16 protein-coding genes are annotated in these 16,347 nt (G+C 58.8%); 3 read left to right on the top strand and 13 right to left on the bottom strand.

The window, feature by feature from the left end; all coding sequences use genetic code 11:
• Positions 1-7: 7 nt before the first annotated feature.
• The 3 genes from BLV67_RS01535 to kdgD form a co-directional block, all read right to left on the bottom strand.
• Positions 8-1,372: an MFS transporter gene (locus BLV67_RS01535; protein ID WP_069786069.1), complete on the bottom strand. Its 1,365-nt coding sequence runs from the start codon at positions 1,370-1,372 to the stop codon at positions 8-10.
• Between the two features lie 183 nt (positions 1,373-1,555).
• A complete protein-coding gene (locus BLV67_RS01530) occupies positions 1,556-3,001 on the bottom strand; it encodes an aldehyde dehydrogenase family protein (RefSeq protein WP_069786068.1) in 1,446 nt (481 codons plus the stop codon).
• Between the two features lie 54 nt (positions 3,002-3,055).
• Positions 3,056-3,967 carry a 5-dehydro-4-deoxyglucarate dehydratase gene (gene kdgD, locus BLV67_RS01525; protein ID WP_017138261.1) on the bottom strand — a complete coding sequence of 304 codons (912 nt, stop codon included), beginning with the start codon at positions 3,965-3,967 and terminating at the stop codon, positions 3,056-3,058.
• A gap of 236 nt (positions 3,968-4,203) precedes the next feature.
• Here kdgD and BLV67_RS01520 point away from each other — a divergent pair, with 236 nt between their 5' ends.
• Positions 4,204-5,361, top strand: coding sequence for a phospholipase (locus BLV67_RS01520; RefSeq protein WP_069786067.1), 1,158 nt, complete (start codon positions 4,204-4,206; stop codon positions 5,359-5,361).
• Between the two features lie 163 nt (positions 5,362-5,524).
• Here BLV67_RS01520 and BLV67_RS01515 read toward each other — a convergent pair whose 3' ends face one another.
• From BLV67_RS01515 to rplM, 8 genes are all read right to left on the bottom strand, one after another.
• A complete protein-coding gene (locus tag BLV67_RS01515) occupies positions 5,525-6,274 on the bottom strand; it encodes a FadR/GntR family transcriptional regulator (RefSeq protein WP_069786066.1) in 750 nt (249 codons plus the stop codon).
• A 158-nt stretch (positions 6,275-6,432) separates the two neighbouring features.
• Positions 6,433-6,852, bottom strand: coding sequence for a ClpXP protease specificity-enhancing factor (locus tag BLV67_RS01510; RefSeq protein WP_069786065.1), 420 nt, complete (start codon positions 6,850-6,852; stop codon positions 6,433-6,435).
• Positions 6,853-6,869: 17 nt separating this feature from the next.
• Entirely contained in the window at positions 6,870-7,487 is a 618-nt protein-coding gene (locus BLV67_RS01505; protein WP_017138266.1) for a glutathione S-transferase N-terminal domain-containing protein, read from the bottom strand.
• 149 nt (positions 7,488-7,636) lie between these two features.
• Entirely contained in the window at positions 7,637-8,416 is a 780-nt protein-coding gene (locus BLV67_RS01500; RefSeq protein WP_068932034.1) for a cytochrome c1, read from the bottom strand.
• Complete coding sequence (locus BLV67_RS01495) at positions 8,416-9,627, bottom strand: cytochrome b (RefSeq protein ID WP_017138268.1); 1,212 nt, start codon at positions 9,625-9,627, stop codon at positions 8,416-8,418. Before BLV67_RS01495 ends, BLV67_RS01500 begins: the two co-directional genes overlap by 1 nt.
• A complete protein-coding gene (gene petA, locus BLV67_RS01490) occupies positions 9,627-10,223 on the bottom strand; it encodes a ubiquinol-cytochrome c reductase iron-sulfur subunit (protein ID WP_003216040.1) in 597 nt (198 codons plus the stop codon). The genes BLV67_RS01495 and petA overlap by 1 nt, the downstream gene beginning before the upstream one ends.
• Positions 10,224-10,488: 265 nt before the next feature.
• Entirely contained in the window at positions 10,489-10,881 is a 393-nt protein-coding gene (gene rpsI, locus BLV67_RS01485; RefSeq protein WP_003216038.1) for a 30S ribosomal protein S9, read from the bottom strand.
• 14 nt (positions 10,882-10,895) lie between these two features.
• A complete protein-coding gene (gene rplM, locus BLV67_RS01480; protein WP_003171742.1) occupies positions 10,896-11,324 on the bottom strand; it encodes a 50S ribosomal protein L13 in 429 nt (142 codons plus the stop codon).
• A 248-nt stretch (positions 11,325-11,572) separates the two neighbouring features.
• On the opposite strand from rplM, the gene BLV67_RS01475 reads away from it, so the two are divergent.
• Positions 11,573-12,613, top strand: coding sequence for an NADP(H)-dependent aldo-keto reductase (locus BLV67_RS01475; RefSeq protein ID WP_065911578.1), 1,041 nt, complete (start codon positions 11,573-11,575; stop codon positions 12,611-12,613).
• Between the two features lie 141 nt (positions 12,614-12,754).
• Here the strand turns inward: BLV67_RS01475 and BLV67_RS01470 are convergent, their stop codons facing one another.
• Positions 12,755-13,891 carry an acyl-CoA dehydrogenase family protein gene (locus BLV67_RS01470; RefSeq protein WP_069786064.1) on the bottom strand — a complete coding sequence of 379 codons (1,137 nt, stop codon included), beginning with the start codon at positions 13,889-13,891 and terminating at the stop codon, positions 12,755-12,757.
• A 220-nt stretch (positions 13,892-14,111) separates the two neighbouring features.
• On the opposite strand from BLV67_RS01470, the gene BLV67_RS01465 reads away from it, so the two are divergent.
• Positions 14,112-15,032: a GlxA family transcriptional regulator gene (locus tag BLV67_RS01465; RefSeq protein ID WP_170875816.1), complete on the top strand. Its 921-nt coding sequence runs from the start codon at positions 14,112-14,114 to the stop codon at positions 15,030-15,032.
• A 189-nt stretch (positions 15,033-15,221) separates the two neighbouring features.
• On the opposite strand, the gene zapE is transcribed toward BLV67_RS01465, so the two are convergent.
• Positions 15,222-16,316, bottom strand: coding sequence for a cell division protein ZapE (zapE, locus tag BLV67_RS01460; RefSeq protein ID WP_065911585.1), 1,095 nt, complete (start codon positions 16,314-16,316; stop codon positions 15,222-15,224).
• Positions 16,317-16,347: the final 31 nt, after the last annotated feature.

Here is a 16,347-nt window from a genome sequence, read left to right as displayed (position 1 = left end):
TCGCCCCTCAGGAGTGCGCTTGGGTAAGGTTAGTCAGTTCCGGCCCTTTGCTTGGCGGCTCTTTGAGCACCACGCGCTTGATCGGGCCGACAATCACCAAATAGCTGAACACCGCCAGCAGCGCGTTGGCGCCGACGAACACCAAGGCCCATTTGAACGAGCCGGTGGTGGCGATGATGTAACCAATCAGGATCGGCGTGCTGATGGACGCCAGGTTGCCGAACATATTGAACAAGCCGCCACTGAGCCCGGCGATTTGTTTCGGTGAGGTGTCGGACACCACCGCCCAACCCAGTGCGCCAACGCCTTTGCCGAAGAAGGCCAAAGCCATGAAGCCCACCACCATCCATTCAACGTCAACGTAGTTACACGCGATGATACTGCTGGAGACCAACAAGCCGGCAATGATCGGCGCCTTGCGCGCAAAAGTCAGCGAATGGCCTTTGCGCAGCAGGTAGTCGGAAATCACGCCGCCGAGTACGCCGCCGATAAAGCCGCAGATCGCCGGCAACGAGGCAATGAAACCCGCCTTGAGGATGGTCATGCCGCGCTCTTGAACCAGGTACACTGGAAACCAGGTCAGGAAAAAATAGGTGATGCCATTGATGCAGTACTGGCCCAGGTACACGCCGAGCATCATGCGGTTGGTGAGCAGTTGGCGGATGTAGTCCCACTTCGGCCCGTCGGTTTTCTGGCCTTTGGTTTTGTCCTGGTCCATGTCGACCATCGCACCGTTGGCCGCGATGTGGTTGAACTCGGCCTCGTTGATCATCGGATGCTGGCGCGGGCTGTGGATAAGTTTGAGCCAGATCAGCGAGAACAGGATGCCGATGCCGCCCATCACAATAAACACATGCTGCCAGCCGAAGGTGTAGACGATCCAGCCCATCAGCGGTGCAAACAGCACCGTGGCGAAGTACTGCGCCGAGTTGAAAATCGCCGACGCTGTGCCGCGCTCAGCCGTAGGAAACCACGCCGCCACAATACGGGCGTTTCCGGGAAACGAAGGCGCCTCAGCCAGGCCCACCAAAAAGCGCAGCATGAACAGCGCCACAATCGCGGTGGAGACCCCAAATTCACCCACATAGCCTTGCAGCACGGTGAACAGCGACCAGGTGAAAATGCTCAGCGCATAGATTTTTTTCGAGCCGAACCGGTCCAGCAGCCAGCCACCGGGAATTTGCCCGGCCACGTAGGCCCAACCGAATGCAGAGAAGATGTAACCGAGGGTGACCGCGTCAATGCCGAGGTCTTTTTGCAGGCTGGAGCCGGCGATGGCGATAGTGGCTCGGTCGGCATAGTTGATCGTGGTCACCAGGAACAGCATGAGCAGGATCAAATAGCGGACGTGAGTCGGCTTGGTCGCTTGCATGAAGAAGTACTCCCACTAATTATTTTTTTTGCGGGTAATCATTTCTGTTTTAAGTGCAGGAACCGCTTTGTGTGGGAGCTGGCTTGCCTGCGATACAGGCACCACGGTGTGTCAGTTACACCCTGGTGATGCAATCGCAGGCAAGCCAGCTCCCACATAAGCCGGTGCCTACCGGGCCATTTCCTACGACCCGATGTAGCTGGTTTTCACCACTGTGTAGAACTCTTGCGCATAGCGACCTTGCTCACGCGAACCATAGGACGAACCCTTGCGGCCACCGAACGGCACGTGATAATCCACGCCGGCGGTCGGCAGGTTGACCATCACCATCCCGGCCTGGGAGTGACGTTTGAAGTGGTTGGCGTATTTGAGCGAGGTGGTGGCGATGCCCGCCGACAAGCCGAACTCGGTGTCATTGGCCATGGCCAGCGCCGCCTCGTAATCGGCGACACGCACCACGTTGGCCACCGGGCCGAAGATCTCTTCACGGCTGATACGCATGGCGGCTTCGCTGTCGGCAAACAGCGTCGGCGCCAGGTAGTAGCCTTCGGTGTCACAGGTCACCAGGCCGCCACCGCTGACCAGCCGCGCGCCTTCGCTTTGGCCGATGTCGATGTACTTCATGTCCTGGTCCAACTGGGCCTGGGAGACCACCGGGCCAATGTCAGTGCCGCTTTTGAGCGCGTGGCCGACTTTGATCGACTTCATGCGCTCGGCCATGGCCGCGACGAACCGGTCGTGGATACCGGCAGTGACGATCAAACGGCTGGAGGCCGTGCAACGCTGGCCGGTGGAGTAGAACGCGCTCTGTACCGACAGTTCGACGGCCTGCTTGAGGTCGGCGTCATCGAGGATGATCTGCGGGTTTTTACCGCCCATCTCCAACTGCACTTTGGCCTGGCGCGACACGCAGCTGACCGCGATCTGCCGGCCCACGCCCACCGAACCGGTAAAGCTGATGCCGTCGACTTTCGGGCTGTTGACCAACACATCGCCGACCACACGGCCGCTGCCCATCACCAGGTTGAACACACCGGCCGGGAAACCGGCGCGGGAAATGATCTCGGCCAAGGCCCAGGCGCAGCCCGGCACCAGTTCGGCCGGTTTGATCACCACACAGTTGCCGTAGGCCAGGGCCGGGGCGATTTTCCACGCGGGAATGGCAATCGGGAAGTTCCACGGCGTGATCAGGCCGACCACACCAAGGGCTTCGCGGGTGACTTCCACGTTCACGCCCGGGCGCACCGAAGGCACGTAATCGCCAGACAAGCGCAGGCACTCGCCGGCGAAGAATTTGAAGATGTTACCGGCGCGGGTCACTTCGCCGATGGCTTCGGGCAGGGTCTTGCCCTCTTCACGGGCCAGCAAAGTGCCGAGCGCTTCGCGGCGGGCGAGAATTTCGCTGCCGACTTTATCCAGTGCATCGTGGCGCGCCTGGATGCCGGATGTGGACCAGGCCGGGAACGCGGCGCGGGCGGCATCGATAGCAGCGTTGACTTGGGCTACGTCAGCCTTGGCGTATTCGCCAATGACATCGGACAACTCCGACGGGTTGATGTTGTTGCAGTAGTCGGCACCGGCCACCCACTCGCCGTTGATGTAGTTTTCAAAACGTTTGGCTTGGGACACACATTCTCTCCTGACGCAAAAGGCCGCTGATTGCTCAGCGGCCTTGTGGATAAGTTACTGCGGACCTTGCTTGTCGATCAGCGCGGCCAGGGCTTCGTATTCTTCCGGCAGCAGGTCGGTCAGTGGCGTACGCACCGGGCCTGCGTCGTAACCAGCAATCTTGGCGCCGGCCTTGACGATGCTCACCGCGTAACCGGCTTTACGGTTGCGGATATCGAGGTAAGGCAGGAAGAAGTTGTCGATGATCTTGGCAACAGTGGCGTGATCGTCCTGGGCAATCGCGTGGTAGAAGTCCATCGCGGTTTTCGGGATGAAGTTGAACACCGCCGAGGAGTACACCGGCACGCCCAGGGCCTTGTAGGCTGCGGCGTAAACCTCTGCAGTCGGCAGGCCGCCGAGGTAGCTGAAACGGTCGCCGAGACGGCGGCGGATCGACACCATCAGCTCGATATCGCCCAGGCCGTCTTTGTAGCCGATCAGGTTCGGGCAGCGTTCGGCCAGGCGTTCGAGCAAGGGCGCAGTCAGGCGGCAAACGTTGCGGTTGTAGACCACTACGCCGATCTTGACCGACTTGCACACGGCCTCAACGTGGGCGGCGACGCCGTCCTGGCTGGCTTCGGTCAGGTAGTGCGGCAGCAGCAGCAAGCCTTTGGCGCCAAGGCGCTCGGCTTCCTGGGCGTATTCGATGGCCTGGCGGGTCGAACCGCCGACACCGGCCAGAATCGGCACGCTGGTGGCGCAGGTATCAACAGCAGTCTTCACCACTTGGGAATATTCGCTGGCGGCCAGGGAGAAAAACTCACCGGTGCCGCCGGCGGCGAACAAGGCGGTGGCGCCGTAAGGGGCCAGCCATTCCAGACGCTTGATGTAGCCCGCCTGGTGGAAGTCACCCTGGGCATTGAAATCGGTTACCGGAAAAGACAGCAGACCGTGGGAGAGGATGGACTTCAGTTCTTGTGGATTCATTATTCGAACACCCTGGATGAAGACTTTCTGTCGAAAGGTTGTTGTTGGTTTTGGTGATGTCGTACGTCATCGTACAACTATAAAAAGATTCGTCAACAGCAATTCATCCGGCTTCATTCGTAACCACGTGTTTAAACGCAGCTTCTTGACGTAGGAAATTATTCCTCTATGCTCCGAACAACTGTATATACATACAGTTATTACGGAAGATTCCTACGACATAGCAAGGAGCTAACATGTCAGGTCTTGAACTCGCAGCCCCCGAAAAAACACCACCCACCCTACGTTTTGAAGGCGGTGAACACACTGCCATCGGCGATGACACGCTGCTGCGTTTCGTCAAGGAGGCCCCGGCGATCCCTGCGCGACACGTTGAACTGCACCTGCCCAACGGCCTGGCGCTGACCTACGGCCAGGTAATCGCCCTGGGCGGCGACTTCTATGGCGTTCCCGGCCAGGCCATCAGCGAAGGCGCCTCCCCGACCGAGCGTGTGCAACGCTTTACCGCCGCCTTCAACTCGCTGGCGGTGCTGCCGGCCTCGCGTGAAGAAGCCGGGAAAATCCTCGCGGTCATGCAAAAGGAAATCAACGCAGTCAACCAGGCAATCCGTGACGGCAAACAACGCCATGAAGCCTATGACGCGCTGGGTGATACGTTGTCCGAGGAATGGAACCGCATCACCGGCGGCGGCAGTGCGGTTTCGGCGCTGATTCCACTGGGGCGTTACTTGAAGCTGGCCGCAGACAACGCCGACCACTTTGGCGAATGGGCGCTGTCGGCGTACCTGGCCGGCCATACGGCGGCGCTGCAACAGGCGGTCATCGCGCACCAGACCGGCACCGACCAGGCACTGGAACTGGCGTATGCAATGAACAGCTTTGCCGATCACTTTTTGACCGATCTGTTTTCAGCTGGCCACCTGCGCGTGCCGCGCAAGCAATTGGCGGCGGTGGTCACACCCGGAGAATTGGGCTCGCTGATCAGCCGCTTCATGCACGACGAAGACAGCAAGTTCGGGCTCAAGGTACGCAATGCCAAAGGTGATCAATGGCACGCCTATGGGGACAAGCGCTACTTCGATGCGATCGACGCGGACAATCGGGCCATGGTCAAACGTGCGGTACAGGCGTCGGCCGATGAGATCTTCGAGACCTTTATCAGCGGTATCGCGCCCTCCCCGGCCAGCTTCAAGGCACCGTTATATGTGCCGGACCTGAATGCTGCGCAGAACCCGGCGAACAACTTTTCGCCGCTGTTCAAGATGGAGGGTGACAAGGTGCTGCGCCGCAAGGACGTGAATGACCTGAACGACAAGCACTGGACCAATGATTGGTGGGGTTGGAGCACTTACCTGCTGCTCAAGGACTACAAGCCCAACCAACCGGCCAATTAAGTAAACACAAAACTCCAGGCCAAAGAGGTCAAAATGTGGGAGCGGGCTTGCTCGCGAAGGCGTTTTTTCAGTGAATGCATGTGCAGACTGACACACCGCTTTCGCGAGCAAGCCCGCTCCCACACTTGGATCGATTTACTCCCGACACCGCTCGGTTGTCCGGTTAACCGCGCTGCGCCTGCGCCTCTTCATGGGCATGGCGCAGCCGCTCACGGCTGTTGGTCAAATGCAGGCGCATGGCTGCGCGCGCCGCGTCCGAATCCTGGCGGGCAATCGCCTCATAAATCTCTTCGTGTTCGCGGCTCAGGCGGCCCATGTAGTGCTGCTGATCATCATGGGCCAGGCGCGCCGAATTCAGGCGGGTACGCGGAATGATGCTGGTACCCAGGTGGGTCATGATGTCGGTGAAGTAGCGGTTGCCGGTGGACAGCGCGATTTCCAGGTGGAACGCGAAGTCTGACGCCACCGCGTCCCCTGCGTGGGCCGCGCTTTCATTCAACGCATCGAGGGCTGCGCGCATCGCGGCCAATTGTTCGTCACTGCGGCGCAACGCGGCAAGGCCGGCGGATTCCACTTCCAGGCTGATACGCAGCTCCAGAATCGCCAGCACATCACGCAGCGTTACTACCGTGGCCGGGTCGATCCGGAAACCGCTCGGGCTGGGTGTGTCCAGCACAAAGGTGCCGATACCGTGGCGAGTTTCCACTTGGCCCGCCGCCTGCAAGCGCGAGATGGCCTCACGCACCACGGTGCGGCTGACCCCATGGGCTTCCATGATGGCCGACTCGGTGGGCAACTTGTCGCCGCGTTTGAGCTGGCCGTTACGGATCTGCTCGGACAACACCGTGACCAATTCCTGGGCAAGGCTGCGGCGCTTGCGGGGAAGACGAGGGGCGGTGTTGGCGTTTTCCATGACGAATGATCTTTCTCGGCGAACTTGAGCCCGCATCATAGCCCATGGCGGTTGTACGATCACCGTTCTGACACGACTTTCATCCATATCCTTTACGCAAAAAAATGCCCCGGCACAGGCCGAGGCATTTTCAGGGCTCACACGAAGGTGAACGCCGCTTACTTCACCACTTTCAGGCTCGGCCGACCGCTTGGACGCGGCGGCTCGGAGTCCGGTGGCGGTACATCATCACCGTCTTCGCCTTCGATCGCTTCGTCATCCTCGAAAGGCGACTCCAGATCAAACACCATGCCCTGGCCATTTTCCCGGGCATAGATCCCGAGGATGGCACCAATCGGCACGAACAGCGTATGCGGCACGCCGCCAAAACGCCCTTCGAAGCTGACGGCTTCATTGTCCATGTGCAGGTGGCGCACAGCACTTGGCGAAACGTTCAGTACGATCTGCCCGTCACTGGCAAAACCCTGCGGCACGTCAACCTTGGGAAATTCAGAGTTGACCAGCATGTGCGGGGTGCAATCGTTGTCCACAATCCACTCATAGAGCGCGCGGACCAAATAGGGTCGACTGGAGTTCATCAGCGGCTCCTTAAGCCTTAGCGCATGTCGCGTTCGACACCAGACAGACTCGCCTGGAAAGCCTCACGCGCAAACTGGCGCTCCATGTAATCAAGCAACGGCTTGGCCGGCCGTGGCAGTTCAATGCCCAGGATCGGCAAGCGCCAGAGTATGGGTAATAGGCAGCAATCCACCAAGCTTTGTTCCTCACTGAGGAAAAAAGGCTTGTCGGCGAACAGCGGCGAAACGCCGGTCAAGCTCTCGCGCAATTCCTTGCGCGCTTGCACACGAACGGCTTCTTTACTGCGTGTATCCAGGATCACATCCACCAGCCCGCACCAGTCACGCTGGATCCGATGGATCAGCAGGCGGCTGTTGGCACGCGCCACCGGATACACCGGCAGCAAAGGGGGATGCGGGTAACGCTCATCCAGGTATTCCATCACCACGGTTGACTCCCACAACGCCAGGTCACGATCGACCAGGGTGGGCAAGCTGCCGTAAGGGTTCACTTCGATCAGTTTCGGCGGATGACGACCTGCCTCCACACTGATGATCTCGGCGCTGACACCCTTCTCTGCGAGCACGATGCGTACTCGGTGGGAATAGTGGTCGGCGGGGTCGGAGTAACAGGCCAACCGATTGGTCACGCCCATGGCGGTCCTCCTCGCTTGTTGAAATTATGGAAAGCTCAAAAACGAGCGCGCCCAGAGAGCATCCCTGTAGTGCCTGGTTCAACCAGACCGCTACGTATTCAGAGATGCCGCTGGGCGCGCAAGATTAACAGCAATTGCTTACGGTTGGATCAATGCACATCCTTCCAGTATTCGCGTTTAAGCAGATAAGCGAACACGAAGAAGAAGGCCAGGTACAGCAACACATAGGTACCGATGCGCTGATGCTGCAATTTGACCGGGTTGGCCGAGTAGGCCAGAAAGGTCACCAGATTCTTGACCTTCTCGTCGAACTGCTCTTCGTTCAGCGTACCGGTCTTGGGCACGATGGTCAGTTGATCGCACGCTTCGTGTGTCAGAGGCGTGCCGGTCAGCGGATCATATTGCTTCTTGCCGTCTTCAACGACCTGAACCTGCTTGCATCCTACCACTTGGCGACCCTGCAGGCCGACCAGAACGTTAGGCATGCCGACGTTCGGGAAGACTTTGTTGTTCACGCCGTAAGGGCGCGCCGGGTCTTCGTAGAAGGATTTGAGGTAGCCATACAGCCAATCGGTACCGCGCACGCGCGCCACCAGGGTCAGGTCGGGCGGCGCAGCGCCGAACCAGGCCTTGGCATCCGCCGGCTGCATGCCGATGTTCATGTGGTCGCCGATCTTGGCGCCGGTGAACACGGCGTGGCTGAGCATCACCTCATGGGGAATGCCCAAGTCATCGGCAACCCGCTCGTAACGCTGGAATTTGGCGCTGTGGCAGCCCATGCAGTAGTTGGTGAACGTACGCAGGCCATCTTGCATGGCGGCCTTGTCGGACACGTCGATATCGACTTTTTCCAGCTCCGCGCCGTGCTCGGCCGCGAAGGACAGTAGCGGCAGCGCCGCAAGGATCAAAGCAACGAATAACTTTTTCATCAGCCAGTCACCCTTTCCGGAACCGGTTTGGTCTTCTCGAGCCGGGTGTAGAACGGCATCAGAATGAAGTAGGCGAAGTACAGGAAGGTGCAGACCTGCGACAGCAGCGTGCGCTCAGGGGTCGGCGCCAATACGCCCAATACGCCCAGGATCACGAATGCAATGCAGAACACCCACAGCCAGATCTTGCTCAGCCAGCCTTTGTAGCGCATCGACTTGACCGGGCTGCGGTCGAGCCACGGCAGTACGAACAGCAGCGCAATCGACGCGCCCATGGCCATTACGCCCATGAGCTTGTCGGGGATCGCCCGCAAGATCGCGTAGAACGGCGTGAAGTACCAGACCGGGGCAATGTGCTCAGGCGTCTTGAAGGCGTTGGCCTGTTCAAAGTTGGGCTTCTCGAGGAAATAACCGCCCATCTCCGGGAAAAAGAACACGATCGAGCAGAAGATGAACAGGAAGACCACTACGCCGACGATGTCTTTGACGGTGTAGTACGGATGGAATGGAATGCCATCCAGCGGGATGCCGTTTTCGTCTTTGTGCTTTTTGATGTCCACGCCATCGGGGTTGTTGGAACCCACTTCGTGCAGCGCCAGGATGTGCAGTACTACCAGGCCCAGAATCACGATAGGCAATGCAACGACATGCAACGCAAAGAAGCGGTTCAGAGTGATGCCGGAGATCAGGTAGTCACCACGAATCCACTGGGTCAGGTCGTTGCCGATCACCGGGATAGCACCAAACAGCGAGATGATCACCTGGGCGCCCCAGTACGACATCTGGCCCCACGGCAGCAGGTAGCCCATGAAGGCCTCGGCCATCAGCGCCAGGTAGATCAGCATGCCGAACACCCACACCAGCTCGCGTGGCTTCTGGTACGAACCGTAGAGCAGGCCACGGAACATGTGCATATACACGACGATGAAGAACGCCGATGCGCCGGTGGAGTGCAGCAGACGCAGGATCGAGCCGTACTCGACGTCACGCATGATGTATTCGACGGAGGCGAACGCCTCTTCCGCCGACGGCGTGTAGCTCATCGTCAGCCACACACCGGTGACGATCTGGTTGACCAGCACCAGCAACGCCAACGAGCCGAAGAAGTAGAAGAAGTTGAAGTTTTTTGGTGCGTAATATTTGCTGAGATGGTCTTCCCACATTTTAGTGGCGGGGAAGCGCGCATCCACCCAATCCATGAACTTGCTCATCAGGCTTTCTCCCCCTCGTCGACGCCAATGACAATGACACTGTCAGTCTCGTAGTGATGTGGCGGCACTGGCAGGTTCAGTGGTGCGGGTTGTGACTTGTAGACGCGACCGGCGAGGTCGTAATGGGAGCCGTGGCAAGGGCAGAAGTAGCCACCGACCCAATCCTTGCCAAGGTCGGCAGGAGCAACTTCCGGGCGGAAGGTAGGCGAGCAACCCAAGTGGGTGCAGATACCGATCAGCAGCAGGATCTCTGGCTTGATCGAACGGATTTCCTTATCGACGTAGGCGGGCTGGTCGGAGTTCTTAGAGTCGGGGTCAGACAGCTGACCTTCGATTTTCTTCAGATTCCCCAGGATCTCCTCAGTACGACGAACGATGAAGACCGGCTGACCGCGCCACTCAGCAATCATCTGCTGGCCTGGGTCGATCTTGCTGACATTCACCTTCACCGGTGCACCTGCGGCTTTCGCCTTGGCACTGGGAAACCATGACCCCACGAACGGGACCGCAGCCCCCACCGCTCCTGCAGCACCCACCACGGATGTGGCTGCTACCAAGAAGCGACGCCGGCCTGCATTCACGCCGTCATTGCTCATTCAGTCCTCTCCCATCAGCTTTTTGGCCTGTTAAATCAGGCGTCTACTAAGTGTTGAATCTTTACTTATAAAAATTTTGTCGGATGGTAATGAAAAGCCCCACGTATGACAAGGGAATTGCCCTGGGCTCAGCCTCCAGGCCTTGTAGTATAGGGGGTCTACGGATGTGGCAAGTTGTCACGGCGAAATTTATGCATAAATCGCAGGCAATAAAAAACGCCCAGCTCCGTGAGGAGTTGGGCGTTTTTGTGGAACGTAAAGCGAATTAACGCTTCGAGTACTGCGGACGCTTACGCGCTTTACGCAGACCGACTTTCTTACGTTCTACTTCACGAGCATCGCGAGTTACGAAGCCAGCTTTGCGCAGAGCGCCACGCAGGGTTTCGTCGTACTGCATCAGAGCGCGAGTGATACCGTGGCGGATTGCGCCAGCTTGACCACTTACACCGCCACCGATAACGGTGACGTAGATGTCGAACTTTTCAACAGTCTCGGTCAGTTCCAGCGGCTGACGAACTACCATGCGGGCAGTTTCGCGACCGAAGAAATTTTCCAGAGTGCGGTTGTTGATCGAGATGTTACCAGTACCCGGACGCAGGAAAACGCGAGCGGTAGCGGTTTTGCGACGGCCAGTGCCGTAATTTTGAGTCGCCGACATAATGAACTATTCCGTTAAAACTTCAGTTCTTGGGGCTGCTGAGCAGCATGAGGGTGTACAGCGCCCGCATAGACTTTCAGCTTGCGAAACATATCGCGACCCAGTGGGCCCTTAGGCAGCATACCTTTGACCGCGATTTCGATCGGGGCTTCAGGCTTCTTGGAGATCAGGCCTTCGAAGTTCGAAGACTTGATACCGCCTGGGAAACCGGAGTGACGGTAGTACATTTTGTCTTGCGCTTTGTTGCCGGTAACACGTACCTGCTCGGCGTTGATGATGACAATGTAGTCACCGGTGTCAACGTGAGGGGTGTACTCAGGCTTGTGCTTGCCACGCAGACGGCTGGCGACTTCAGTGGCCAGACGACCCAGGGTCTGACCAGCGGCGTCGACGACAAACCAGTCGCGCTGAACTGTTTCCGGTTTTGCAGTAAAAGTTGTCATTCTTTAATAGCCTCAGGGGCCGCCCTGTAAATTAGACGGCGGATCTTACTGAATAGTGCGTACTTTGACAAGTCAAAGGCAGCCGGATACAGACGCTATCGGGGGCTCGGGTCGGCGCGTCCGTTCAACGGCAAGATTCTTCGGCAGGCGGCGCATCACTTCCACTGCAGAAAGAGGTGGGCAATTATGCAGATTGCGAAAAAAAATTCAACCTGCTTTTATGATTGTTTTCCCCGAAGGAGTACCCGATGGATTATCGACAGCTGGGCCGCACCGATCTGAACGTAAGCGCGATCGCCTTGGGCACCATGACCTGGGGTGAGCAGAACAGCGAGGCAGAGGCCTTCGCACAGATCGAACGGGCCAAGGCCGCAGGGATCAACTTCCTCGACACCGCCGAAATGTACCCGGTGCCGCCCAAGGCCGACACCTATGCCACCACCGAGCGTTATATCGGTAATTACTTCAAGAGCCGCGGCGACCGTGCCGACTGGATCCTCGCCAGCAAGATCGCCGGCCCCGGCAATACCATCGACTACATCCGCGACGGCCACCTGCGCCACAACCGCAAGCACATCGTCGACGCCCTGGATGCCAGCCTCAAGCGCCTGCAAACCGATTGGATCGACCTCTACCAGCTGCACTGGCCGGAGCGCAGCACCAACTTCTTTGGCCAACTGAGCTACAAGCACAAGGACGAAGACGACCTGACCCCGCTGGAAGAAACCCTCGAAGCGCTGGACGAACAGGTCAAGGCCGGCAAGATCCGCCATATCGGCCTGTCCAATGAAACCCCGTGGGGCACCATGAAGTTCCTGGCCCTGGCCGAAGCCCGTGGCTGGACCCGCGCCGTGTCGATCCAGAACCCCTACAACCTGCTCAACCGCAGCTTTGAGGTGGGTTTGGCGGAAGTGGCGATTCGCGAGCAATGCGGCTTGCTGGCCTATTCACCGCTGGCCTTCGGCATGCTCAGCGGCAAATACGAAAATGGCGCACGCCCGGCCAAGGCGCGCCTGACCGAGTACAGCCGTTTCAGCCGCTACTTCAACCCGCAGTCGGAAGCCGCGTGCAGCCGTTATGTGGCCCTGGCGCGGGAACATGGCCTGGACCCGGCGCAGATGGCCCTGGCGTTTGTGACACAGCAGCCGTTTGTGACCAGCAATATTATTGGCGCCACGAGCCTGGAGCAATTGGACAGCAACATTGCCAGTGCTGACTTGAAGCTGTCCAAGGAAGTGCTGGACGGGATTGAGGCGATTCAGAAGGATCATCCGAACCCTGCGCCTTGATTGATTTGTAGATAGCTATGATCGTTCCCACGCTCTGCGTGGGAATGCCGCCCTGGACGCTCCGCGTCCGCGCTTGAAGGTATGACGCAGAGCGTCACCGGATGCATTCCCACGCAGAGCGTGGGAATGATCCGATGGGCGTCAAAGCGCCCGCGCAATAATCTCCTTCATGATCTCATTGGTCCCCGCATAAATGCGCTGCACCCGCGCATCCGCCCAGGCCCGCGCAATCGGGTATTCCCACATGAAGCCGTAGCCACCGTGCAACTGCACGCACTCGTCGAGCACCTTGCATTGCAGGTCCGTGGCCCAGTACTTGGCCATCGCGGCAGTGGGCACGTCGAGCTTGCCTTCCAGGTGCAGCGCCATGCATTTATCGACAAACACGCGGCCGATCTGAATCTCGGTGGCCATCTCCGCCAGCTTGAAGCGGGTATTCTGAAAGTCGGCAATCGCCTTGCCGAACGCCTTGCGCTCGCGGGTGTAGTCCAGGGTCCACGCCAGCGCAGCTTCGGCGGATGACAGCGCGCCAATCGCCACCGTCAGGCGCTCCTGCGGCAGTTCCTGCATCAAATACGCGAAGCCCATGCCTGCCTGGCCGAGCAGGTTTTCCTTGGGCACGCGTACATCCTGAAAGAACAGCTCCGAGGTGTCCTGGGCCTTCATACCGACCTTCTCCAGGCGCTTGCCCTTGTCGAAGCCTGGCGTATCGGCTTCCACCAGAAACAGGCTGGTGCCCTTGGCGCCGGCCTTGGGGTCGGTCTTGGCCACCACGATCACCAACTCGGCGAGGTAGCCATTGGTGATAAAGGTTTTGGAGCCGTTGATCACGTACTCATCACCATCCGGCACGGCGGTGGTCTTCACACCTTGCAGGTCCGAACCGGCACCCGGCTCGGTCATGGCGATGGCCGTGACCATCTCGCCGGAGATCAATTTTGGCAGGTACTTTTGCTTCAGCGCCTCACTGCCGTAATGCAGGATGTAGGGCGCGACGATGTCCGAATGCAAGGAAAAACCGATGCCGGTAAGGCCCAGGCGGCTGATCTCTTCGATCACCACGGCGCTGTATAAAAAGTCCGCGCCCAGCCCGCCGTATTCTTCCGGCAAGTGCGAACACAGCATCCCCGCCTCCCCCGCCTTGCTCCACAGGTTACGGTCGATATAGCCCTGCTTTTCCCACTGCCCATGAAACGGCGCGGCGTGCTTTTCAAGGAAGGTGCGCACGCTCTCGCGGAAGAGTTCGTGCTCCGAGCTGAACAAGGTTCTGGGGATCATGGGTCACCTGCGTGGATTGTCGGACAAAGACCAGACCACAGAGCCTATGCCGCGAAGGCGTCACAGGACACTGGACACATGCGACAAAAAATAAGACGATCCAGCCGTCTGGTGACCACTTTCCCCTATAAGAATAAATGAAATTATGTCTAACCAAATCTCCACGCCCTTGCGGCGCGTCAGCATTTTGGCCATTGATCGGGTATTCGCTTCCACCCTCATGCAAGCCAAGGATTTCTTCCACCTCGCCAGCCTGCGTTATGGCAAACAGCAAGGCCTGGGCCTGACTCCGGCATTCGAAACGCGCCTGGTAAGCCCCGACGGGCAGTCGGTACGCAGCTTCAGCGATGTGATCATGCCGGTGGACGGCGGCCTGGAAAACGCCGACATCATCGTGTTGCCGGCCTTCTGGGATGACTTCGAAGCCCTGTGCACCCGCTACCCGCAAGTGCTGCCCTGGTTGCGCGAACAACATGCGCGTGGCGCGGTGCTGTGCGGCGAAGCCACCGGCGTGTTCTGGCTGGCCGAAGCCGGGCTGCTCGATGGTAAAGAGGCGACCACTTACTGGCGCTTCTTCAACGCCTTCAGCGAGCGTTTCCCCAAGGTGCAGCTCAACCAGGACAAGCACCTCACCGACGCCGACAACCTGTACTGCGCCGGCGGCACCACCTCGGCGTGCGACCTTTACATCTATCTGATCGAGCGCTTCTGCGGCGCCAACATCGCCCAGGCGGTGGCCCGCGACATCCTTTACGAAGTGCAGCGCAACTACGCGCCAGGGCGCATCGGTTTTGGCGGGCAGAAGCTGCACCAGGACGTGATCATCCTGCAGATCCAGCACTGGCTGGAAGAGCACTTTGCCGACAAGTTCCGCTTCGAAGACGTCGCCCGGGAGCACGGCATGAGCATTCGCAACTTCATGCGCCGCTTCCAGACGGCCACGGGTGACAAGCCGCTGCATTACCTGCAACGGCTGCGCATCGAGACGGCCAAAGGTTTGCTCTCGGGCAGCCGCAAGAGCATCAAGACCATCAGCTATGAGGTGGGGTACGACGATGCGAGCTTCTTTGCGCGGCTGTTCCGGCAGCATACCGAGCTGTCGCCAAACCAGTATCGGCAGCAGTTCCAGCAAGCCGCTTGAGCCCGGGTGTACACAGTCCCATGTGGGAGCTGGCTTGCCTGCGATAGCGGTATATCAGCGGATACACTTGCTACTGACACACCGCCATCGCGGGCAAGCCCGGCTCCCACAAGCGATCTCCATTGCTCTGGACACCCCCATAAAAAAGGCCTGCATCACTGCAGGCCTTGGTCATCTCATGCCCATCGCTTACGGCTTGTGCCCACGCGACAGGAACTCGTGGGATTGCATTTCCAGCAAGCGGCTCAGGGTGCGCTGGAATTCGAAATTCAAGCGACCGCCCGTGTAGAGGTCCTTGAGCTCGACTTCCGCCGAGATGATCAGCTTGACGTTACGGTCGTAGAACTCATCGACCATGTTGATGAACCGCCGCGCGATGTCATCGGTAGTAACGCTCATCTGCTCCACGCCGCTCAAGATCACCGCGTGGAAGATCTTGCCCAACTCGATGTAGTCGTTCTGGCTACGCGGGCCGTCGCACAGCTGGCGAAATTCGAACCAGGCCACGTCATCGCAGGTACGCAGGGCGATGATTTCGCGGTTCTCGATCATCAGCTTGTCGTTTTCCACCGCCTGGGTGCATTCCGGCGTCAGCGCGCGGAAGCTTTTTTTCAGGCTTTCATGCGCCGCTTCGTTCAGCGGGAAGTGGAACAGTTCAGCCTGCTCAAGGTGACGCAGACGGTAGTCGACACCGCTGTCGACGTTGACGATCTCGGTGTTCTGCTTGATCAGCGCGATGGCCGGCAGAAAGCGCGCACGTTGCAGGCCGTCCTTGTACAAGCCGTCAGGCACGATGTTCGAGGTGGCGACCAGGGTCACGCCGTTCTTGAACAGCTCTTCCATCAGGGTACCGAGGATCATGGCGTCGGTGATGTCGGAGACGAAGAACTCATCGAAGCAGATGACCCGCGCCTCGTCGGAGAAGCGCTTGGCGATGATGGTCAGCGGGTTTTTCTCGCCCGGCAGCGTCTTCATTTCTTCGTGCACACGCTTCATGAAGCGGTGAAAGTGCGTACGCACCTTTTCCTTAAAGGGCAGTGCTTCGAAGAAGGTGTCGACCAGGTAGGTCTTGCCACGGCCCACGCCACCCCAGAAGTACAGGCCTTTGACCGGCGTGTGGTCTTTCTTGCCAAACAGCTTGCTGAACATCCCTGGCTTGTTGTGCGAGGCCGCGACCAGGTCGTCGTACAGGCGCTGCAAATGACGCACCGCATTTTCCTGGGCCGCGTCATGGAAGAACTCAGGGCGTTTCAGATCAGCTTGATATCGTTCTAGGGGCGTCATAATTTCGTTAGCAAGGCAACAAAAACGGGCC

Source organism: Pseudomonas salomonii, from assembly GCF_900107155.1.
Classification (GTDB): Bacteria; Pseudomonadota; Gammaproteobacteria; order Pseudomonadales; family Pseudomonadaceae; genus Aquipseudomonas; species Aquipseudomonas salomonii.
Note: the sequence above shows the minus strand (reverse complement) of the source record. Positions and strands in the feature narration are given on the sequence as shown.